The sequence below is a fragment of the Bacillus sp. B2-WWTP-C-10-Post-4 genome (assembly GCF_009183805.1).
Lineage (GTDB): Bacteria > Bacillota > Bacilli > Bacillales > Bacillaceae_G > Bacillus_A > Bacillus_A cereus.
The window spans coordinates 20,451-41,729 of sequence record NZ_WEII01000032.1; the positions used below are offsets into that span (position 1 = coordinate 20,451).

Here is a 21,279-nt window from a genome sequence, read left to right on the forward strand (position 1 = left end):
CCTACCTTTCATTCTCTCCCCCAAAAGTCGAAAAAAGAGCCTTAGTGATGACTCTATCACGAAAAATAAACCATGTCTAGTACACGGATATAGTCAATCCGAGGGTGATAACCGCATGATAATAAGGATCCATGCTCTTCTATTTCTTCTTTCGTAATCGACTTGCGTCCACCAGTATTTTGACGATTCCAAAATGCAATAATATGTTTTGCATCTAGTAAATAAAATTCATCAAAAAGTGTAAATTTAATAATAACAAATGCAATTCCATTATGAGCAACCACTTGCTTCATATGTTCAATTTGATGAAGGTGGAAGTTTTGAAGTGGGAAACTAGTTTTATTTTTGGTTTCCTTTGCTTCAAAATCGATGTATTTCCCTTTGTATACACCGTTGTAATCTGTTGTAGAAGGTTGTTTAAAATACGCTTCTTTTACCACTGCAGCACTTCGAGCGGGGTAATCTACTTTTACAATTTGAAGAGGTGTAGGCTTTTTATGTACACATGCAATATTATGGGTTAAGTAATATTGATTTGTTTCATTCAATTCCTCTTCAAGGGACATACCTCTATTACTATAAGTATGTGTTTTTATAGGTGTTTTTTGAGGTTGTGAAGCTTGATTATACCTTTTTCCATTTGGGTAACGAATGGTCATAGTGTGTCCACCCCCAACTTGCTAAGAATTACTTACAAAGGTGATTATATCAAAAAATGAAAAAAGATGTGACCTTTTTGATGAAAGGTATGATGACTTATTTATGTTTACATGGAATGATTATATGAAAATTAAACAAAATCGAGAAAAAAATTTTTGTACAGAGGAAGAAAAAGCAATCATTCACAATATTAAAAAGAAAACAGAAATAGCTAATGTGGACAATATTTCTCGGACACAATCTTATCAAGAATATTATTTAAGAAATAGTGAAATCAGGTGGGCCTTTTTAGCGAGTATGGTTTCGAGAAATGCGGGCTGGAATATGACTGATTTAGAAGGGAGATATTATGCTACTGTTTTACCTAGAACGGTAAAAAAACATTTATTTCTTCTGTACGAACAGGCTAATTGGATTATTTTTTTAGATGCATTTCCTCAGCTATTATTGTATGAGGAAAGTAAGAAGAGACATGCACCTCTCTTTCATTTGTTGCAATACTTCAATGTATCAATTTTTATGGAAAAAGAATGGTTACTTTTCTGGGAAAGAAGAGATATGAATAGACTTATGACAGCGCTTATTATAAATGAACAAAATAAAATTCAAAAACCAGTCATTGAGAACACATATTTTAAAAAACATGTATTCCATACTGCGCTTTTTAAAGTACAAGAAAGACTTCATATTAGTGCAGTTATCTTCCCAACAATTGAAGGGAGAATGTATGGGTTTTCGGTTTATCAATTTGAAACGTTACAAAAGCGTATAGAACTAGGAAAAAAATTAGCATGGTTATTGTTTCATCCAATTTATAATGGTTCGTTTTATAAGTTTGCACTGCAAACTACACATACTGGGTCTAGAGAAGATTATGAAGTTTACGCAAAGGAAACTCGAAAGTCTTATACGCCAACACTTAGAGATATTTATCCTGTTATTTTACATGAAGAAATAAAAATGAGAGATTGGTTTTGTGCAAATATGAAAATGAATGTGCTATTTGTACTTGAAGAACCTAAAGGGGAAGTTAATATAACAGAATGGTATAGAAGAAAGAGAGAACAAATCTATAGGCTATCTATCGTAAACCGTTTTGCTAAAAGAATCGATGAGTTCATGATATAATAAAAAAGAAGTCCCGTCTTCCATTTTGAAGACGGGACTTCTTAATTTGAAAAAATCCTGCTATGCGTGCTACAACTTTAATTTCAAAACGTAATGCTAGTAGGAGATTAAGGATGATTTGAAATTTAAATGTTCGTAATAAAGTCTCGCTTTATGTAGCAGGGAAGTTTGGACCATCTAGCTTTGGATTGCCAGTCTCGGGTTTATTTTGTTGTTTGTTTTGGTTTTTCTTTTTTTCATTTTTGTTCTTTGCCATTGTAATACACCTCCTTTTTGTATTGTTACCATTTCTATAAATGACATACGAAATGATTTCTTTGACGAATAACAACTAGTTTTGTCATGTGGGCAGGAGTGGTGAATCATTCGGCGAAATTACATGACAAAGGAAAAGCAAAGAAGGAGGCGTTTTGTATATGGCGATGGTTCAGAAAGAAGATGTAATGAAAAAAATGGATCAAATGTTAAGTTCTCTCGATTTGCTGGAAATGAATATAGGGATTAGAATGAATCATGCGTTAAAGGATGCGAGTGAAAAAATATGTAATAAGATAGAAATAACAGAAATGCATATTGAACATATGGAAAATAAATTAGTGCATCACGAAGAAAAAGGGAATTGGGTGAAGACATTTCAAAACGTCGTAGTGAGTGCATAATAAGGTGGGAAAGAAATGAAGAATGAAGCATTAATACAGTCTTCAGAAAAACTCATGCAGTATAATAATGAAGCGAATGTAAAAAAAAGAGAACTAACTGAATACGACTTTTATAAGGATATGAAACCGTTTGTAGATATAGTAGATGAGGAATTAAAGAAGTGGAAAGAACTAGCTTATAAGTGGATTAAAGAAGAAAAGCCAAAGTATATACATGTACAGCAAATTGATCAAGTATACGATAATTTACAAACGAATGTGTTGCAATGCTTTGTAAATAAAGGTAAAGGTAAACGATTCTTTGAAACACACCAAGCCATTTCGTATACTTTGCAAAATATAGTTGAGCAATGTAAATAACAAGAGGGAGAGCCCTCTTGTTATTTTTATGCTTCTGTCATTGTTGTAGGTTTTGTTGCGCCGTTTATTTCTAATTCTTTTATTAATGTTCGATAATCTGATATGCATATTTTTCCTTCGAGATACCAATGTCTCGCAAAGTCTAATAATTCATTTGCATTCTCTGTGCAATACCCCTTTTTTTGAGAAAACGCTTGTTTTAAATCCCCTAATACCATGTTGATTCCTCCCCCATGAGAATCTTCTTCTTAATTATCATAGCATGGAAGGGTTTTCTTTTTTAATTTTTTAAAAATTTAAACTTCCGACAAAAATAGACATATATTCCATCACACATATTATTTTATAGGTACATATTATATATGTAGAAACTTATGTGAAGGAGGAGAGAATGCATGTTTCAACAACCTAACGTATATCAGCAAACGAATCCATATGCACAGCAAAATATGTACCAATATAATACGGATACATATTTACGGTATAATATGTATCCTTTCGAGCCTTATTATGGAAATCAAAATTATTATCAACCGTTTGAAGTGTCCTTTATGAATCAAGCTCAACAACCACAACAGCAGCAACCTTATGTGAATCAAGCTCAACAACCACAACAGCAGCAACCTTATGTGAATCAAGCTCAACAACCACAACAGCAGCAACCTTATGTGAGTCAAGTTCAACAACCACAACAGCAGCAGCCTTATATGAATTCGCAATATTATATGCCACCACCATCGCCGTATGCTAATCAACAAGCGATGTTTTATCCACCAAAACAACCGTACCCGACGCAGGGTAAGCAAAAGCAACAACAGCCAAGCCAGTTTTCTAGTTTTGTTTCTCAATTTAAAACATCAGATGGTAACTATGATGTAAATAAAATGATGAATACAGCTGGACAAATGATGAATGCGATGAATCAAGTGACAGGTATTGTAAAGCAAGTTGGAGGCTTTTTTGGTAAGTGATGTTGAAGGATTGTCTATAAAAACAATGTAAATGAAATAAAGGACTAGACAAATTTCCTTGTAATAAATGGGTATATATAACAAACGGCTTTCTCTCTTTTCTCATACTGTAAAGTGTAATCAGATTTTTTTAACGAGAGAGGAGAGAAAAAACTATGCATCATTGTCATCCTTGCTTTGGAGGGCATAAGCCTACAGGACCTATTTGTACGACTGCTCCTGTCATTCATCCGACGAAACAATGCGTAACACACTCTTTTTCAACAACGGTGGTGCCACACATTTTCCCAACACATACAACACATGTACATCATCAACAAATTAAAAACCAAAACTTCTTCCCACAAACAAATTCAAATGTAAATGTTGTGGACCCAATCGACCCAGGATTCGGTGGCGGATGTGGACCGTGTGGTCATGGACATCACGTATCACCATTTGGTCCAGGACCAAATGTATCTCCGTTTGGACCAAACGTATCACCATTCGGACCGAATATTGGACCAAACGTATCACCATTCGGTCCAAATATCGGACCAAACGTTGGTGGAATGTTTAAAAAGTAAATGATATGTTAGAACTAGCGAAATGCTAGTTCTTTTTTTGTAATTGGAGTGTTGATATGAAAGTTATTGCAGTAACAGGATATAAGCCATTTGAACTTGGAATATTTAAAAATGATCATCCAGGGGTGGAGTGTATAAAGAAAGCGTTACACCGTAAATTAACCAATTTTGTAGAAGATGGTTTAGAGTGGGTTATAATAAGTGGCCAATTAGGTGTAGAATTATGGGCTGCTGAAGTTGTTTTTGAAATTCAAGTAGAATATCCAGATTTAAAATTAGCGGTATTCACTCCGTTTTTAGAACAAGAAGAAAATTGGAAAGAAGATAATCGTGAATATTACGAATTTATCCTTTCTCAAGCAGACCATGTTGATAGTATCACGAAACGGAAGTATGAAAGTCCAGAGCAATTTAAATTAAAAAATCACTTTTTTATTGAAAAAAGTGATGCGCTTTTAGCGGTATATGATGAAGAAAAACCAGGAAGTCCCAAATATATTGTAGAAGCAGCAAAGAAAAAAGGAGAAATAGAAAATTATCACAGTTATTTCATTCTTTTTTCTGATTTACAAGATATAATAGAAGAGGAACAGTGGAATAATGCAGAGTAAATATGTAATATAGTACTCGTATATATGATTGACAAAAAGCATTGTTTCTGAAAAAATTTAGTTAATGAAAGTTTTGGTAAAAATTTGAGGTGAAGAAAATGATTTCGGATAAAATTAAATTAACAGCGAAAGATATTTTAGAAAAAGAATTTAAAACAGGTATGAGAGGTTATCAGCAAGAAGAAGTAGACAAGTTTCTTGATATGATCATTAAAGACTATGAAGCTTTCCACAAAGAGTTTGAGCAATTAAAGCAACAAAATGCTCGTTTAAAGCGTGAATTAGAGGAACAAAAACTAGCAGTAACGCAAGTTCCACAACAACCTGTACAAACACCAGTTGCACAACCAGTTTATAACAACACGAATACGGATATTTTAAAACGCTTATCTAACTTAGAAAAAGCTGTATTTGGAAGTAAGTTATACGAATGATGTAAGGTGGGAAAAGGTTTAAGCATTTTACATAGAAAAAAACGTTGCAAAATCTTTTTGTTTCCACTATACTAATGGATGTCATAACGTTTGGGTAATCGCTGCAACGCCAACGTTGTAGAGGAAAGTCCATGCTCGCACGGCCTGAGATGGCTGTAGTGTTCGTGCCTAGCCAATTCATAAGCTAGGGTATTCTGGCTGTAAGGCTGGTTTAACGGCAGGGAAAAAACCTAAGTCCTTTCGGATATGGTTTGACTACCTTTAAAGTGCCACAGTGACGAAGTCCTTGAAGAAATGATAGGAGTGGAACGAGGTAAACCCCACGAGCGAGAAACCCAAATAATGGTAGGGGAATCTTTTCCAAGGAAATGAACGACGGGAAAGGACAGGTTTTATAACCTGTAGATAGATGATTGCCACCGGAGTACGAGGCGTGGGCCGTTTGTAGTACAAAGGAACAGAACATGGCTTACAGAACGTTATGAACCAACTATGAAATAACTCAGCTCTCCTTTGTTAGAGGAGGGCTTTTTATTTGTATGAAGTTATAAAGTATGAGTTAAAATGGTTAATGAGAAAATTTTTCGTAAAATGTAATGATTAATAGGACCAATTGCTATTAATTATTGTTTGAATATACATAAGAGGTGAATGCAAATGGGAAAAGTTACTTTAATTGCAACAGCGGCAATGGGTATTGAAGCGTTAGTTGCCCGAGAAGTTCGCGATCTTGGTTATGAATGTCAAGTAGAAAACAGCAAAGTAACATTTGAAGCAGATGAAAAGGCGATTTGTCGTACGAATTTATGGTTACGTACTGCGGACCGTGTAAAAATTAAAGTTGGCGAATTTAAAGCAACAACATTTGATGAGCTATTTGAAAAAACGAAAGCATTAAACTGGGGAGATTATATTCCAGAGAATGGTGAATTCCCTGTTATTGGTAAATCTTTAAAATCTGAATTATTCAGTGTTTCGGATTGCCAACGTATCGTTAAAAAAGCTGTCGTTGAAAAATTAAAAACAACATATAAACGTACAACTTGGTTTGAAGAAGATGGTCCATTATTCCGTATTGAGATTGCAATGCTCAAGGATATTGCAACATTAACAATTGATGCGAGCGGTGTTGGACTTCATAAACGTGGATACCGTATGGATCAAGGGGAAGCTCCGTTAAAAGAAACATTAGCTGCGTCTTTAATTAAATTAACAAACTGGAAGCCAGATCGTCCATTTGTTGATCCATTCTGTGGATCAGGTACAATTCCGATTGAAGCAGCATTAATTGGACAAAACATCGCACCAGGATTTAACCGTGGTTTCGCATCTGACGAGTGGGGCTGGGTAGGTAAACAAAACTGGCGTGAAGCTCGTCAAGAAGCTGAAGATTTAGCGAACTATGATCAACGATTACAAATCATTGGATCAGATATTGATCATCGTATGATTCGAGTTGCTCAAGATAATGCAGAAGAAGTAGGCTTAGGCGATTTAATTACATTTAAACAAATGCAAGTAAAAGATTTCACAACAAAAGAGGATTATGGCTATGTTGTAACGAATCCTCCATACGGAGAACGTTTAAGTGAAAAAGCACTTGTTGAACAATTGTACAAAGAAATGGGACAAGTATTCCGCCCATTAGATACATGGTCAGCGTATGTATTAACAAGTTACGAAGCATTTGAGAAGTGCTATGGAAAAGATGCATCGAAGAAACGTAAACTGTTTAACGGATTTATCCGTACAGATTACTATCAGTACTTCGGAAAACGTCCACCGCGTAATTCATAGTATAAAACTCCTCCAGCGCGCATATACTGGCTATTATGTAATGCGTAAAGGAGGAAGTGATATGGATAATTTCCAATTATCAATGATTCAAAAAGCTATTCACCGTACGTATGATGAGCTCGGAAAAGAAGTGGATAGTCAAGATGCGATTGTAGATGAAATACAAAAAGCACAAGAAGAATATTTGTCAGCTCTTTCACATGAAACAGCGATTGATAAAAGGTATTTAAAGTCATTAATATAGAAGAAAATTTTCCTTTTTCGAAAGGAAAATTTTTTTTCGTGTATTTATATGTATGGCAACAGGGGAAAGTAGCTGCACACATATGAGTAGCGGTTACTATATCTTTTTATAGAAAAACTTTTTGGTTGGAGGCTAAGGATGTTTACTGAGAAGAGATTACCATTTGAAGTAGGAAAACAAGACAATTTTTATGATAAGTTGAATGAGTGGATTGGAGATGTGTTTTACGACATCCTTCCGGAAAAAGGTTTTGAAGAGCGTGATGAACAAATTTTTATGGCGTTTCAATTAGAGCGTGCTTTCCAAGAAAAGAAAGTTATGTTCGCAGAAGCGGGTGTAGGAACAGGGAAAACTATTGTATATCTTCTATATGCAATTTGCTATGCTCGTTATACTGGAAAACCAGCTATAATTGCTTGTGCAGATGAAACGTTAATTGAGCAGCTTGTGAAAGAAGAAGGAGACATTGCGAAATTATCTGAAGCGTTAGGCTTATCTGTAGATGTAAGACTTGCAAAATCAATGGATAATTATTTATGTTTACGTAAGCTTGAAGATGTTATGAGTGGACGAGCTCCAGAAGTAATTGAAGACGTATATTATGAATTACCACAATTCGTATTTGATCATGGTACGATGCAAAACTTTACTCACTATGGTGACCGAAAAGAATTTCCACTTTTAAATGACGAAGAATGGTCAAAAGTAAATTGGGATTACTTCCAAGATTGCTTTACTTGTGATTCTCGTCATCGTTGTGGACAAACTCTTTCTCGTGAACATTATCGTAAAGCAGCAGATTTAATTATTTGTTCTCAAGATTTCTATATGGATCATATTTGGACGTACGATGCTCGAAAGCGTGAAGGACAAATTCCATTATTACCAGAAAGTAGTTGTGTTGTATTCGATGAAGGACATCTTGTAGAATATGCAGCTCAAAAAGCTTTAACATATCGTTTAAAGCAAACGATGATGGAGCAACTTTTAACGAGATTATTACAAAACGATATTCGTGAAGAGTTTGCACATTTAGTAGAAGAAACAATTTGGCAAACAGAGCGATTCTTTGATGTGTTACAAGAAAACAAAAAAGAAATTGCCGGTTCTGATCGTTTAGAAATTACTGTGACAGAAAAAGTAACAGCTGAAGCAAAACGACTTTATGCGAAAATTGGTGAAGTCGGTGATGCGTTAGTATTTGAAAGTGAAATGCATACAGTAAATACGTATGATTTAAATATCGTTGATGAACATTTAGATGTATTAGAACATTCACTTCGTCTATTCATGCATGAGAAAAATGTAATTACATGGGGTGAAGAAGGTGATGGAGCCTTCACGTTAGTAATTATGCCACGTGCAGTTGAAGAAGTATTACAAGAGAAAGTATTCTCGAAGAAAATCCCGTATATCTTCTCATCTGCTACATTATCTAATAACGATTCATTCGCATTTACAGCAAATAGCCTAGGGGTAAAAGATTACTTATCATTCTCAGTTGCCTCACCATTTGATTATGAAGAGCAAATGGCAGTAAACTTACTATCGCATACGAAAGAAAATGAGTGGGAAAGAAAGTGTCAATATACACTTGAAAATATACAGAAAACAAACGGACGTACACTTGTATTATTCCGTACAACGCAAGAACTTGCAGCGTTTAAAGAATATGTAAGTAAAGAACAAATGTCAGTTCCGTTCTTATATGAAGGGGATCAAGAAATTAGTCAGCTCGTTTCTCGTTTCCAAAATGAAGAAGAGACTGTACTTTGTGCCGTTCATTTATGGGAAGGTTTAGATATTCCTGGTTCATCATTATCACATGTTATCATTTGGTCATTACCATTCCCTCCAAACGATCCTGTGTTTGAAGCGAAACGTAAGCACGTAAATGATCCATTCTGGGATGTAGATGTACCGTATATGATTTTACGTCTTCGTCAAGGGATTGGCCGTTTAATTCGTACGAGCGACGATAAAGGTGCTATATCAATCTTCTTATCTGATACAGAAGATGAGAAAGTGATAGAAGCGGTGAAAAACGTACTACCAGTAGAAGGTAAAGAATTATAAGGAGAAAGCTTGGCGCTTGCCAAGCTTTTTTTCTATTATAAAAGGAAATTAGATTTTCATGTCGAATTAAGTTTGAGGTAGAAAAAGGAGGTTTTTATACAATGACAGTAGCTACATATGAAGTAGAAAAACAATTTTTAACATACGTGAAGAAGATACAAAATTACGGAGAAGCATTAAGCTTAATGTTTTGGGACTTGAGAACAGGGGCGCCTAAAAAAGGTGTAGACCAGCGTTCAGAAGTAATTGGCATGCTTTCATCAGAAGTATTTGCCATGTCGACTTCAGATGAGATGGGAAACTATTTAACAGAGCTTGAAGCTTTAATACGTGAAGATAAACTTTCTGAAACGACGAAGAAAATGGTTGAAGAGTGTCGTAAAGAATATGATAGAAATAAGAAAATTCCACAAGCGGAATACGAAGCGTATGTGAAATTAGAAGCGAAAGCAGAGAGTGTGTGGGAAGAAGCTCGCGAAAAATCTGATTTCGAAATGTTCCGCCCGTACTTAGAAAAAATTGTTGAATTTAAAAAGAAATTTATTACATATTGGGGTTACGAAACATATAAATACAATACATTATTAGACATGTATGAGCCAGGTATTACAGTAGAAGTTTTAGATCACGTATTTGGTCAACTTCGTGAGCGCATCGTGCCGCTTGTAAAAGAAATCTCTGAGTCTAAAAAAGGATTAAAAACAAGTGCTTTATCGGAAAAATTTTCAAAAGAAAAACAAAAGAACTTTACATTAGAACTATTAAAGCAATTGAATTATGACTTTGAAGCAGGTCGTCTTGATGAAACAGTACATCCATTCGAGATTACATTAAATAGAGGGGATGTTCGTATTACGACACGCTATGACGAAAAGGATTTCCGCATGGCTGTGTTTGGAACAATTCATGAATGTGGTCATGCTGTATATGAACAAAATATTGCAGAGAAATTTGAAGGTACACCGTTATGTAGTGGAACATCTATGGGTATTCATGAGTCTCAATCGTTATTCTTTGAGAACTTTATCGGCCGTAATAAATCATTCTGGAAGAAAAATTATGATTTATTAAAAGAGTATAGCAATGGTCAATTTGATGATATGTCAGTCGATGAATTTTATGATGCAATTAACGAATCAAAGCCGTCATTCATTCGTATAGAAGCAGATGAGCTTACATACCCGCTTCATGTTATGGTGCGTTATGAATTAGAGAAAGAATTATTTGATGGTACATTACAAGTGAAGGACTTACCAGCAGCTTGGAATGATAAGATGGAAGCATATTTAGGAATTCGTCCGGAAAATGATGCGCAAGGTGTATTGCAAGATGTTCACTGGGCTGGTGGCTCATTTGGATACTTCCCATCTTATGCGCTTGGTTACATGTATGCAGCGCAATTTAAGCAAAGAATGTTAAAAGACATTCCGAACTTTGATGCATTGTTAGAAGAAGGAAACGTAACACCAATTCGTGAATGGTTAACAGAACATATTCACCAATATGGTAAAACGAAAAAGCCACTTGAAATTTTAGAAGATGTAACAGGCGAAGGGCTAAATGCAAATTACTTAGCAGATTATTTAGAAACGAAATATAAAGAGATTTATGAGTTGTAAAAAAAGAGCTGCTTAATTGCAGCTCTTTTTATTAAAGGGGATGAGAGAATGGGGTATACATATACAGTAATGAAGCAAGAAGAAGCGGAGGAAATCGCGTATAACTGGCATTATAAAGGGGAATATTCCTTTTACGATATAAAGGCAGATGAAGAAGATTTAGCTGAGTTTTTAGAGGGTGAGAGTAGAGGGAATCATACATTTTCTGTGAAGGAAAATGGCACTCTCATTGGTTTTTTTACTGTTTGTAAAATAAATGATGGAACGGTTGATATAGGTCTTGGAATGAAACCTAATAGAACTGGAAATGGATTTGGATTACAGTTCGTAAACGCTGGACTAGCTTTTAGTAAAGAAAAATACGGATGTAATTATATAACGTTATCAGTAGCAAAATTTAATGAGAGAGCGATAAAAGTGTATAAAAGGGCGGGATTTGAAGCGGTTGGAACGTTTATACAGAAAACAAATGGTGGTTGTTTTGAGTTCTTGAAAATGAACTATATATGTAAACGTGATTAAAAAACAGAGGGATCTTCTGTTTTTTTATTTTGATTTAGAAATATATGATACATATTTTTTTACTTGTTGTAATTGAGGCTTTTGAAATTTTGGTAGAGGGTGTGTATGATAGAAGTTTAGTAGCAAATAGTAGGTTTAGCAAGGAAAGGTAGAGGTAGTATGATTACAATTAAAACGAAAAATGAAATAGATTTGATGCATGAATCTGGAAAATTACTTGCTTCATGTCATAAAGAAATTGCGAAAATGATAAAGCCAGGTATAACGACACAAAAGATTGATACGTTTGTTGAAATGTATTTAAAAAAGCATGGTGCCACATCTGAACAGAAAGGTTACAACGGGTATCCATATGCGATATGTGCATCTGTAAACGATGAAATGTGTCATGCGTTTCCGGCCGATGTTCCTTTAACTGAGGGTAATATTGTAACAATTGACACGGTAGTAAACTTAAATGGTGGTCTTTCAGATTCTGCTTGGACGTATAGAGTTGGAAATGTTTCTGAAGAAGCAGAAAGGTTAATGGTAGTAGCTGAGAATGCATTATATAAAGGGATTGATCAGGCGGTAATCGGTAATCATGTAGGAGATATTGGTTATGCAATTGAAAGTTATGTAGCAAATGAAGGTTTTTCTGTCGCAAGAGACTTTACAGGACATGGAATCGGTAAAGAGATTCATGAAGAACCAGCAATTTTTCATTTTGGGAAACGAGGACAAGGGCCTGAGTTGCAAGAAGGAATGGTAATTACAATTGAGCCCATTGTCAATGCAGGTATGCGATATTCTAAAGTAGATTTAAATGGGTGGACTGTACGAACGATGGACGGGAAATTATCAGCTCAATATGAGCATACAATTGCGATTACAAAAGATGGGCCAATCATTTTAACGAAGTTGTAATTGGGAATGAAAGAGTTTGCAAAACTCGAACAAAAATAGTGGTTTTTAAAAATTTGTACGTGTTTTTTTGATAAATGCTTTTCAAAGCATAAAAAGTACGTTATAATCCTTCTATAAAATAAATAGTTAGCTACACTCATATAATCGCGGGGATATGGCCTGCAAGTTTCTACCGAAGTACCGTAAATACTTTGACTATGAGTGAGGACGAATATAATTGCTTGTTTAGCATTCTTTTTTTGCGAAACTCCAAAAGCGCGTCTCTCACTTGTAACGAGTGGTGGCGGCTTTTGGAGTTTTTTTATTGCATAAGAGGGGGAACAAACATGAAAGTATTACAAGAAAAGATTTTGAACGAAGGAAAGGTTTTATCTGGTGACGTATTAAAGGTAGATGCTTTTTTAAATCATCAAATTGATCCAGTACTTATGCAAGAAATCGGAAAAGAATTTGCTAAACGTTTTAAAGAAGAGAACATTACAAAAATCGTGACGATTGAATCTTCAGGCATTGCACCAGCGGTTATGGCTGCATTAGAGCTTGGTGTAAAAGTAATTTTTGCACGAAAACGTAAATCGTTAACGTTACAAGATAATATGTACGTTGCAAACGTATATTCATTTACAAAACAAGAAACAAATGAAATTTCATTATCTCGAAATCATATCGATGAAAATGATCGTGTATTAATCATCGATGACTTTTTAGCAAACGGTCAGGCTGCTTTAGGTTTAATGAGTTTAGTAGAGCAAGCTGGAGCGAGTATTGCAGGAATTGGAATTGTTATTGAAAAAGCATTTCAAGATGGAGGAAAGAAGCTTCGTGAACAAGGCGTTCGTGTTGAATCACTAGCAGAAATTGCATCACTTGATAACGGCACAGTTACATTTGTACAGCAAGAAACTGCGGAGGTGAAATAAACGATGAAGCAGCATCCATTTAAAATTGCATCGCTTGGTATGCAGCATATGCTGGCAATGTATGCTGGAGCAATTATCGTTCCGCTTATTGTGGGCGGTGGACTTGGTTTGAATCAAAAAGAGTTAACATATTTAGTCTCAATTGATTTATTAATGTGCGGCGTTGCGACAATTTTACAAGCATTATCAAATCGCTTTTTCGGTATTGGGCTTCCAGTTGTGCTTGGTTGTACATTTACAGCGGTTGGACCGATGATTGCAATCGGGAAACAATACGGCGTGTCTTCTATTTATGGAGCAATTATTGCTGCCGGGTTATTCGTTGTTATTTTTGCAAAATTATTTGGAAAGCTTGTAAAACTGTTTCCCCCTGTTGTAACAGGATCTGTCGTTACAGTAATTGGAGTTACACTTGTTCCAGCTGCTATTAATGATATGGCTGGCGGAGTAGGAAGCAAAGATTTCGGAAGTCTTGAAAACTTAGCGTTAGCATTTGGTGTGTTACTATTTATCATCATTATGTATCGTTTCTTCGACGGATTTATTCGTTCGATCTCTATTTTACTCGGCCTATTGTTCGGTACAATCGTTGCAGCATTTATGGGGAAAGTAAGCTTGCAAGCAGTTGGAGAAGCAGATTGGTTCCATGGTATTCAGCCATTTTACTTCGGTACACCAACATTTGAATTGACGCCAATTATTACGATGATTTTAGTTGCTTGCGTAGGGATTGTAGAAGCAACAGGTGTATACTTTGCATTATCTGATATTTGCAATAAAAAGATTGGTGAAAAAGAATTAACAAAAGGCTATCGAGCAGAAGGATTAGCGATGGTGTTAGGTGGTATTTTCAACGCGTTCCCATATACAACATATTCTCAAAACGTAGGGCTTGTTCAATTAACTGGAGTAAGAAATCGCGTTATTATTTATACTTGTGGTGGTATGTTAATCGTTCTTGGATTCATTCCAAAAATCGCAGCTATTACAACGATCATTCCGAAATCAGTACTGGGCGGTGCGATGTTAGCAATGTTCGGTATGGTAATGGCATATGGTATTAAAATGTTAAGTAGCGTTGATTTTGGTAAACAAGAAAATTTATTAATCGTTGCATGTTCTGTCGGAATCGGACTTGGAGTTACAGTCGTTCCTACTTTATTCTCACAACTTCCTGAAAATATTCGTATTTTAACAGATAACGGAATTGTACTTGGAAGTGCGTCAGCAGTACTTTTAAATATCGTATTTAATATGGTGCCGCAGCGTAAAGTGAAAATAAAAGAAGAGCCGGTGTCTATGCAAAATGCGGTAAGAGAAGCGTAAAAAAGCAAGGTCTCATTATGAGACCTTGCTTTTCTTTTTAAGTGGCATCATTTTCCCGTACGTACCAAGACGCCAAATGTACTCAAGTGGCCCGTATTGATAATGTGAAAGCCACCAGCGGCTAATAAAGATTTGTAACGTGTAGAAACTAATGCAGAATATTGGTCCAACCCATAATGGAGCAGGATAATAATTTTTAAGGAATAGACCAAATACAAGTAATGTAACAATTGTATGCGAGATGTAATTTGTTAATGCCATTCGTCCAACGTATTGGAATGGACGTAATAACGTTTGCCATTTTTCTTTTTGTAATAAACGCATTAGCGTGAAAATGTAGAATATGAATAACGTTTTTCCGCTAAACATTGTAAAGACCTGCATATAAATTGGTTCATAAAATGGTTTTGATAAGAAGTAACGGACCATGAAGAACCACATTGGTAATGTTAAAAGGAACATAATAATTTGCCATTTTTTAAGTTTTAGATCTAACTCTTTCGTGCGGCGGAAAATATCCTTTTTGCCGGCGTATAAACCAAGCAAAAATAGCCCAACTGTTTCTGGAAGCATAAGTAAATTTAATCCAATTCCATCAGCGTAAAATGCATGGAAACGATTTTGTATTTGTGACGGCCAGTCTTCTAATGGCATGATAGGTAAGGAAAAACCTAGCTCTTCCTTTGGTACCAATGCAACTGTAATACCAGCCATTAGCATAATGAATTGAAAAATACTCAATAAAACGATAGCCCATATTAAAATAGTACGAGGTTCTCTCTTATAAAATAAAAATAAGAAAAATCCAGCAATCGCATAAGTATGTAAAATGTCTCCGTCCCATAAAAGAACGTAATGTAAGAAACCGAATAATAATAAAATAAGTAAGCGGCGAACAAATAAAATTTTCGGATGATCTGTTTTTGCTTCAGCACGAGTCATAAAAATGTAAAAGCCTAGGCCAAATAAAAACGAAAAGATAGTATAAAACTTTGTTTGAATAAACATATCGTAAAATAGACGGATATAGCTATCTAGCCCTTCATAAACTCCTGAAATATCACGTGAGTCAATCCCAGCGATAACAGGCCAGTTCACAAGAAAAATACCTAGTACAGCTATTCCTCTAATAATATCGATGGAGTGTATCCTCTCGCCTTGTGAAATATTTTGTGTCATTATTTTCCTCCCTGTTAAGTAATTCCCTTTTATTATACAAAATGTAAGATGGAGGGTATAGGGTGGATTTCCATTTTTTTTAACTATTAAGTTATGTAAGATGCGATATAATAAGAGGGCACAACAAGTTTTAACCTTTTTCAAAACAGGCAGTAAAGCTCCTTCTTATAAGGAGCTTTCTTTATGAAAAGTGTTGATAATGATTCTCTTTAATGATAAAATATATTTAAAATTGATAATCATTATCAAAAAGGTTGGTGTGTAAGTATGGTATATGCATTAGTAGCAGGTACAGTCGCTGTATATGCAGTTATTGCAAAGTATGTTTTAAATGGAGTAGGAACAGCAAAATGAGTGATATGACATAAAATCCCTTTCATTTGTAAAAAGAATGAAAGGGATTTTTTATTTTTAATGAGAATATGCTGAAAATTTAGTATGATAGTAAAGTGAAACTGTAATCAATGGGTAGGTGTAACTCTCACTGGTTATGAGCTCGCAAATAGCGGGGAAAAGTATATACATCTTGGATAAAGGGGAACAAGGGGATGACAAACATAGTACAGACAAACGGTATGAAAAAACTTGTTTGTTTTTATGAAGAGTGGCAAAAACACGGCGATGCAGAGAATAGTTTAAAGTTGTTTGAGGTGATTCAAAAATATAAACAAGAACAGCTTATGATAGCGTTCTGTGGTCACTTCTCTGCAGGGAAATCAACGATGATGAATCATCTATATAAAGCGCAGTTGTTACCAACAAGTCCAATTCCGACAAGCGCTAACGTTGTCAAAATTGAAAAAGGAATGGATCGTGTTGTTGTAACGGTTAAATCTGGAGAACAGTACGAGTATGACGGTGCATATTCAGCTGAAGAATTAAAACAAATTTGTAAAGATGGTGATGAGGTAATTGGTGTTCACATTTATCGGAATGATGCGCCAATTCCTGAAGGGGTTATGTTAGTAGATACACCAGGGATTGACTCAACAGATGATGCCCACCAATTAGCGACAGAATCAACGCTACATCTAGCAGACGTAATTTTTTATATGATGGATTATAATCACGTCCAATCGGAAGTGAATTTGCAATTTGTTAAAGAATTGAAACAACGTAATAAAACGGTTTATCTCGTTGTCAATCAAATAGATAAACATAAAGAAAATGAATTGTCGTTTGAGAATTATAAAGATAGTGTAAAGCAATCGTTCTTTAACTGGGATATTGAAGTAGATGGAGTATATTATACGTCATTACGAATGATGAACCATCCACATAATGAAATTGGAAGCTTAGAAACGTTAATTACTTCTATTATGAAAGAAAAAGAGCAGTATGTAAGGACTGGAATGGAGCGAGAAACAGAATATTTAATGGGGGAACATTTCTCGTTTATTGTTTCTGAAAATGAAAAAGCTCTTTTGAAATATGAGGAAGAGTTAGCATCACCACTTTCTATTTCAGAGGTAGTTGAAAAGAAGGAAGAGTTAACGGAAGCGAAAAATCGTGAGGCAAGTAAAGAGTCTCATGTGAGAAATGAATTTATAAAAGGCCTACAAGCTATATTAGATAACGCGTATTTAATGCCATTTGAAATGAGAGAATTGGCAAATGCGTACTTAGAAACGAAATTAACAAAGTTTAAAGTCGGTTTGCTATTTGCGAAAGGAAAGACGGAGCAAGAAAAACAAAGGCGTGTAGAGGCGTTTTATTCTGCCCTTCAAAAGACTGTTGAAACGCAGCTTGATTTTCATGTGAAGGAATTTATTGTAGCCTTCTTAAAAGAAGAAGGATTGTTCACGGAGGAAATTGGGAAAGACATATATGGGTTAGAAATTGCTTTCGGACCAGAAATGTTGGCTGAGGTAATTAAACAAGGCGCAGGTTTCACAGGTGATTACTTACTTCTTTATACAGCGGATGTAGCGAATGAACTAAAGAAGCGTTATTTTATAAAAGCACAGCAAATTTTTGATAAAAGTGCGGTCGTTTTAAAGCAAAAGGTGAGGGAAGCAGTTGCTCGTATTGAAGAAGAGATTGAAACATATACGATGTTGCAAACGGCGAAAGAAACACAATTACAATACAATAACAATTTGGCGGCATATGAAGACTATTTACGAAATGTTTGGCACGATCATGTTGCTACGCCTGAAGGTTTGCAAATAGATGAGATATTGCAAAGGGAAAAGCAAATTGTTAGTGAGAAATTTACACTACAAGAGCAGGAAATCGTAAATGATAACGTAGCGATTCATGAAGAAGAGCTGAAAGGAACGGCGGCTTTAAATATTCAGCGGATATTAGAGAAAGTGAAAAAAGCTGAAACGATATTAGAGCCATTGCCAGCGCTGAAACATGTACAGCAAGAGGTAATAGAGAAAAGAAGACGTGTAGAAACAAAACAATTTACAGTAGCGTTATTCGGGGCATTTAGTGCTGGAAAATCATCATTTGCCAATGCCTTACTCGGTGAGAAAGTACTTCCTGTATCACCAAACCCGACGACGGCAACGATTAATCAAATTTTGCCGGTTACAGAGGAAAAACCACATGGAACAGTAATTGTTCAGTTTAAATCAAAGCAAGCGTTATTAGAAGATATGAAAGCTGTTTATAAGCTGTTTCATTATGAGATTGCTACGTTAGATGAAGCGTTAGCACAAATTGATAAAGTTATGAAATATCCTTCACCAACTGGGAAGCAAAAAACAACATTTAGCTTTTTACGAGCGGTACAAAAAGGGTATGATGCAGTTTCTACTTATTTAGGAGAACAAGTACAAGTTACATTAGAAGAGTTCTCTGATTATGTAGCGAATGAAGAGAAATCATGCTTCGTTGAGTATATGGAACTTTATTATGATTGTGCTTTAACAAGGCAGGGAGTAGCGCTTGTAGACACACCTGGAGCGGATTCTATCAATGCTCGCCATACGGATGTTGCATTTCAGTATATTAAAAACGCAGATGCTATTTTATTTGTAACATATTATAACCATGTATTCTCTCGTGCTGACCGTGAATTTTTAATTCAGCTTGGTCGTGTAAAGGATACTTTTGCCCTTGATAAAATGTTCTTCTTAATTAATGCGGCGGATTTAGCAGAGTCTGAAGAAGAACTTGAAATGGTAAAAGGTTATATCGCAGATCAGCTACTGCAATACGGTATTAGAAATCCGCGTTTATTTGCAATTTCAAGTTTATGTGCGCTTGAAGAGAAACAAGGAAAGAATGTTGAAAAAGAGAAGTATGGTATTTTACAAAACTCTGGGATTACTAAGTTTGAGGAATCATTTACGTCCTTTATGATGAGAGATTTAATGCTTGTTTCTGTGCATGCTCTATATGGTGCGTTGCAAGGGGCAGATCAGCTTTTAGTAAACATGATAAAGGGTGCAAAGCAGGGGAATGAAGAGAAAGAGAAGCAAACGAAAAAATATGAAGCAGAGCGTGATCAACTACTTCATATCATTTCTTCATATAGTGTACTTGCTGAAGAACAGGCGATGCAAAATGAAGTGAAAGAGTTGCTTTATTACGTGCAACAGCGTCTATTCCTCCGCTATAATGATGTGTTTACTGAATTTATTAATCCGGCATCACTTCGAACGGATGGAAATGTGAAAACACAATTGCAACAGTGTGTTATGGAATTAGTAGCATTTATTCAGCATGATTTATTACAAGAAATGCGTGCGACATCATTACGCCTTGAAAAATGGATAGACGAAGCGATGAAGCGTGCAAAGGATGAAATTGTAGTGAACTGTAAAGTAGAAAATGAATCAATTTCTATGAATGGAACAGTGGAGTATGAATACAAAGATATTACACATAAAGAACCGTTCCCTTCAGTTGAAATAAAAGATTTCAAAAAAGCACTGGCACATTTTAAAAATGAGAAAAGCTTTTTTGAAAAGAATGACAAGGCTTTTATGCAAGAAGACGCTAAATCTGTATTAGAACCGCTCGTATCAAACTATGTAGCTGATGAAAAACATTTATTTGTTCATCATTATAAGCAAGAGTGGGATATGAAGTGGAATTTATTCGAAAAAGTGATGCAGCAAGATGTGATGAACTATTATGAAAGTATATTGTTTGCATTGGCTGAAACGATCGATGTATCTCTCTATGAACAAAGTAAAGAACAATTGCAAAAGCAGTTAGTAGAGATTGAAAAAGAAATTTATGTTATATAGTCGTTATGAGAAAAAGATTCGTTCAATTTTCTTTTGAAGTACAGTATCTAAAGATTTTACAAATCCAGCAAATTCATCGGTAGAAATCATATGAGTAAGAACGAGTCGTCTGCCATCTGGTGTTTCACCGCATAAGACGAATGAAGAAAATTCATATGTTTTGTTTTCAACTACTAATTTTGGATAGGAATACGTGTCGCTTTTCTTCTTCTTTCCATCAATAGAGATGACGTTGCATTTTTTCTCATTGTTGTCCATGGTGAATCCCTCCTTTCTATTATTTATGGTAGACAAGGAGGGTTTAGAACAATAGAGAAGGGGGAATTTTTTATGTCTGTTGTAATAGAACGTATTCCAAAAGAGGCTATACCGAAGGCTTTATTGTTACTTGCTGATCCAAGTGAACGGCAAATAGCTACGTATGTACAAAGAGGATTAACATACGTAGCTAAGCAGGGGGGGAGCGTTATCGGTGTATATGTTCTTTTGGAAACAAGGCCAAAGACGATGGAAATCATGAATATTGCGGTTGCAGAGCATTTGCAAGGAAAAGGGATTGGGAAGAAGCTATTAAGGCATGCTGTAGAAACTGCTAAAGGATATGGTATGTCAAAACTTGAAGTTGGTACAGGCAATTCTAGTGTTTCACAACTTGCTTTATATCAAAAATGTGGATTTCGTATTTTTTCTATTGATTTTGATTACTTTTCGAAGCATTATGAAGAAGAGATTATTGAAAATGGAATTGTATGTCGTGATATGATCCGCCTTGCAATGGAATTGAATAAAAACGTATAACTATTTAGGGGGAAGAGAAGATGGAAGTACATAAAGCAATTACAGCACATTCTCGTAAACAAAATGAAAGTGTAAAAGCATGTTTACAATTAGATGCACAGCGTGAAGCAGCTATTGAAGCTGCCGTATCTCTTGCGTCAAATGGGAAAGAATTTTCGGTTGATGTAATTAATGTTGTAACGAAGCAGATTAATGATCTTGCAAAAAATGGTGTTACCTTGCAGCGTAAATATGTTACAGAAGAAATGGTTATGGAGTATGTAAGTCGTTTGAAAGAGAAAGAAGGTCGTTAAAG

General features: G+C 35.3%; 23 protein-coding genes, 1 other RNA gene and 1 riboswitch. Of the genes, 19 read left to right on the forward strand and 5 right to left on the reverse strand.

The window, feature by feature from the left end; all coding sequences use genetic code 11:
- Nucleotides 1-56: 56 nt before the first annotated feature.
- Nucleotides 57-659 (reverse strand): Holliday junction resolvase RecU, encoded by a 603-nt coding sequence (gene recU / locus GBN78_RS14645; RefSeq protein WP_000155598.1) that lies wholly within the window; start codon nt 657-659, stop codon nt 57-59.
- Nucleotides 660-762: 103 nt separating this feature from the next.
- On the opposite strand from recU, the gene GBN78_RS14650 reads away from it, so the two are divergent.
- Complete coding sequence (locus GBN78_RS14650; RefSeq protein WP_000495653.1) at nt 763-1,788, forward strand: DUF2515 domain-containing protein; 1,026 nt, start codon at nt 763-765, stop codon at nt 1,786-1,788.
- 151 nt (nt 1,789-1,939) lie between these two features.
- Here GBN78_RS14650 and GBN78_RS31005 read toward each other — a convergent pair whose 3' ends face one another.
- Nucleotides 1,940-2,119, reverse strand: a complete 180-nt coding sequence (locus GBN78_RS31005; RefSeq protein WP_001987054.1) for a hypothetical protein — start codon at nt 2,117-2,119, stop codon at nt 1,940-1,942.
- Between the two features lie 85 nt (nt 2,120-2,204).
- Between GBN78_RS31005 and GBN78_RS14655 the strand changes: the two genes are divergently transcribed.
- The gene (locus GBN78_RS14655) at nt 2,205-2,447 is read left to right on the forward strand and encodes a hypothetical protein (RefSeq protein WP_001252036.1); all 243 of its coding nucleotides are present in this window, start codon (nt 2,205-2,207) and stop codon (nt 2,445-2,447) included.
- Nucleotides 2,448-2,462: 15 nt separating this feature from the next.
- Nucleotides 2,463-2,807, forward strand: coding sequence for a YppE family protein (locus GBN78_RS14660; protein WP_000786938.1), 345 nt, complete (start codon nt 2,463-2,465; stop codon nt 2,805-2,807).
- Nucleotides 2,808-2,833: 26 nt separating this feature from the next.
- Here the strand turns inward: GBN78_RS14660 and GBN78_RS14665 are convergent, their stop codons facing one another.
- On the reverse strand, nt 2,834-3,025 hold the full coding sequence (locus GBN78_RS14665; protein WP_000242652.1) for a YppF family protein: 192 nt from the start codon (nt 3,023-3,025) through the stop codon (nt 2,834-2,836).
- A gap of 177 nt (nt 3,026-3,202) precedes the next feature.
- On the opposite strand from GBN78_RS14665, the gene GBN78_RS14670 reads away from it, so the two are divergent.
- The 13 genes from GBN78_RS14670 to pbuX all read left to right on the forward strand — a co-directional run bounded on the left by GBN78_RS14670 (nt 3,203) and on the right by pbuX (nt 14,799).
- Nucleotides 3,203-3,778, forward strand: coding sequence for a YppG family protein (locus GBN78_RS14670; protein WP_025967080.1), 576 nt, complete (start codon nt 3,203-3,205; stop codon nt 3,776-3,778).
- Between the two features lie 155 nt (nt 3,779-3,933).
- Complete coding sequence (locus GBN78_RS14675; RefSeq protein ID WP_087948098.1) at nt 3,934-4,344, forward strand: spore coat protein; 411 nt, start codon at nt 3,934-3,936, stop codon at nt 4,342-4,344.
- Nucleotides 4,345-4,400: 56 nt separating this feature from the next.
- Nucleotides 4,401-4,955 carry an SLOG family protein gene (locus tag GBN78_RS14680; protein ID WP_000862911.1) on the forward strand — a complete coding sequence of 185 codons (555 nt, stop codon included), beginning with the start codon at nt 4,401-4,403 and terminating at the stop codon, nt 4,953-4,955.
- 98 nt (nt 4,956-5,053) lie between these two features.
- A complete protein-coding gene (gpsB, locus tag GBN78_RS14685; protein ID WP_000622431.1) occupies nt 5,054-5,389 on the forward strand; it encodes a cell division regulator GpsB in 336 nt (111 codons plus the stop codon).
- 86 nt (nt 5,390-5,475) lie between these two features.
- Nucleotides 5,476-5,866: RNase P RNA component class B (gene rnpB / locus GBN78_RS14690), an RNA gene on the forward strand.
- A gap of 180 nt (nt 5,867-6,046) precedes the next feature.
- Nucleotides 6,047-7,186 carry a THUMP domain-containing class I SAM-dependent RNA methyltransferase gene (locus GBN78_RS14695; protein WP_000521224.1) on the forward strand — a complete coding sequence of 380 codons (1,140 nt, stop codon included), beginning with the start codon at nt 6,047-6,049 and terminating at the stop codon, nt 7,184-7,186.
- 61 nt (nt 7,187-7,247) lie between these two features.
- Nucleotides 7,248-7,430 carry a DUF3921 family protein gene (locus tag GBN78_RS14700; protein ID WP_000368569.1) on the forward strand — a complete coding sequence of 61 codons (183 nt, stop codon included), beginning with the start codon at nt 7,248-7,250 and terminating at the stop codon, nt 7,428-7,430.
- Nucleotides 7,431-7,568: 138 nt separating this feature from the next.
- Nucleotides 7,569-9,506: an ATP-dependent DNA helicase gene (locus tag GBN78_RS14705; RefSeq protein ID WP_000493698.1), complete on the forward strand. Its 1,938-nt coding sequence runs from the start codon at nt 7,569-7,571 to the stop codon at nt 9,504-9,506.
- Nucleotides 9,507-9,607: 101 nt separating this feature from the next.
- Nucleotides 9,608-11,125, forward strand: coding sequence for a carboxypeptidase (gene ypwA, locus GBN78_RS14710; RefSeq protein ID WP_000215068.1), 1,518 nt, complete (start codon nt 9,608-9,610; stop codon nt 11,123-11,125).
- 48 nt (nt 11,126-11,173) lie between these two features.
- Entirely contained in the window at nt 11,174-11,647 is a 474-nt protein-coding gene (locus GBN78_RS14715) for a GNAT family N-acetyltransferase (protein WP_144608133.1), read from the forward strand.
- Between the two features lie 159 nt (nt 11,648-11,806).
- The gene (locus GBN78_RS14720; protein WP_025967081.1) at nt 11,807-12,553 is read left to right on the forward strand and encodes a type I methionyl aminopeptidase; all 747 of its coding nucleotides are present in this window, start codon (nt 11,807-11,809) and stop codon (nt 12,551-12,553) included.
- Nucleotides 12,554-12,669: 116 nt separating this feature from the next.
- Nucleotides 12,670-12,771: riboswitch (purine riboswitch) on the forward strand.
- Nucleotides 12,772-12,879: 108 nt separating this feature from the next.
- Nucleotides 12,880-13,473 carry a xanthine phosphoribosyltransferase gene (locus tag GBN78_RS14730; RefSeq protein WP_000866483.1) on the forward strand — a complete coding sequence of 198 codons (594 nt, stop codon included), beginning with the start codon at nt 12,880-12,882 and terminating at the stop codon, nt 13,471-13,473.
- A 3-nt stretch (nt 13,474-13,476) separates the two neighbouring features.
- Nucleotides 13,477-14,799: a xanthine permease PbuX gene (gene pbuX / locus GBN78_RS14735; RefSeq protein WP_152127487.1), complete on the forward strand. Its 1,323-nt coding sequence runs from the start codon at nt 13,477-13,479 to the stop codon at nt 14,797-14,799.
- Between the two features lie 15 nt (nt 14,800-14,814).
- On the opposite strand, the gene GBN78_RS14740 is transcribed toward pbuX, so the two are convergent.
- On the reverse strand, nt 14,815-15,978 hold the full coding sequence (locus tag GBN78_RS14740) for a DUF418 domain-containing protein (RefSeq protein ID WP_144608131.1): 1,164 nt from the start codon (nt 15,976-15,978) through the stop codon (nt 14,815-14,817).
- Nucleotides 15,979-16,526: 548 nt separating this feature from the next.
- On the opposite strand from GBN78_RS14740, the gene GBN78_RS14745 reads away from it, so the two are divergent.
- Entirely contained in the window at nt 16,527-20,186 is a 3,660-nt protein-coding gene (locus tag GBN78_RS14745; RefSeq protein WP_025967083.1) for a dynamin family protein, read from the forward strand.
- 3 nt (nt 20,187-20,189) lie between these two features.
- On the opposite strand, the gene GBN78_RS14750 is transcribed toward GBN78_RS14745, so the two are convergent.
- Nucleotides 20,190-20,444, reverse strand: coding sequence for a DUF3931 domain-containing protein (locus GBN78_RS14750; RefSeq protein ID WP_000369740.1), 255 nt, complete (start codon nt 20,442-20,444; stop codon nt 20,190-20,192).
- Nucleotides 20,445-20,516: 72 nt separating this feature from the next.
- On the opposite strand from GBN78_RS14750, the gene GBN78_RS14755 reads away from it, so the two are divergent.
- Both GBN78_RS14755 and GBN78_RS14760 read left to right on the forward strand, forming a co-directional pair.
- On the forward strand, nt 20,517-20,984 hold the full coding sequence (locus GBN78_RS14755; RefSeq protein ID WP_000117686.1) for a GNAT family N-acetyltransferase: 468 nt from the start codon (nt 20,517-20,519) through the stop codon (nt 20,982-20,984).
- 20 nt (nt 20,985-21,004) lie between these two features.
- On the forward strand, nt 21,005-21,277 hold the full coding sequence (locus tag GBN78_RS14760; RefSeq protein ID WP_000451818.1) for a YpbS family protein: 273 nt from the start codon (nt 21,005-21,007) through the stop codon (nt 21,275-21,277).
- Nucleotides 21,278-21,279 lie beyond the last annotated feature (2 nt).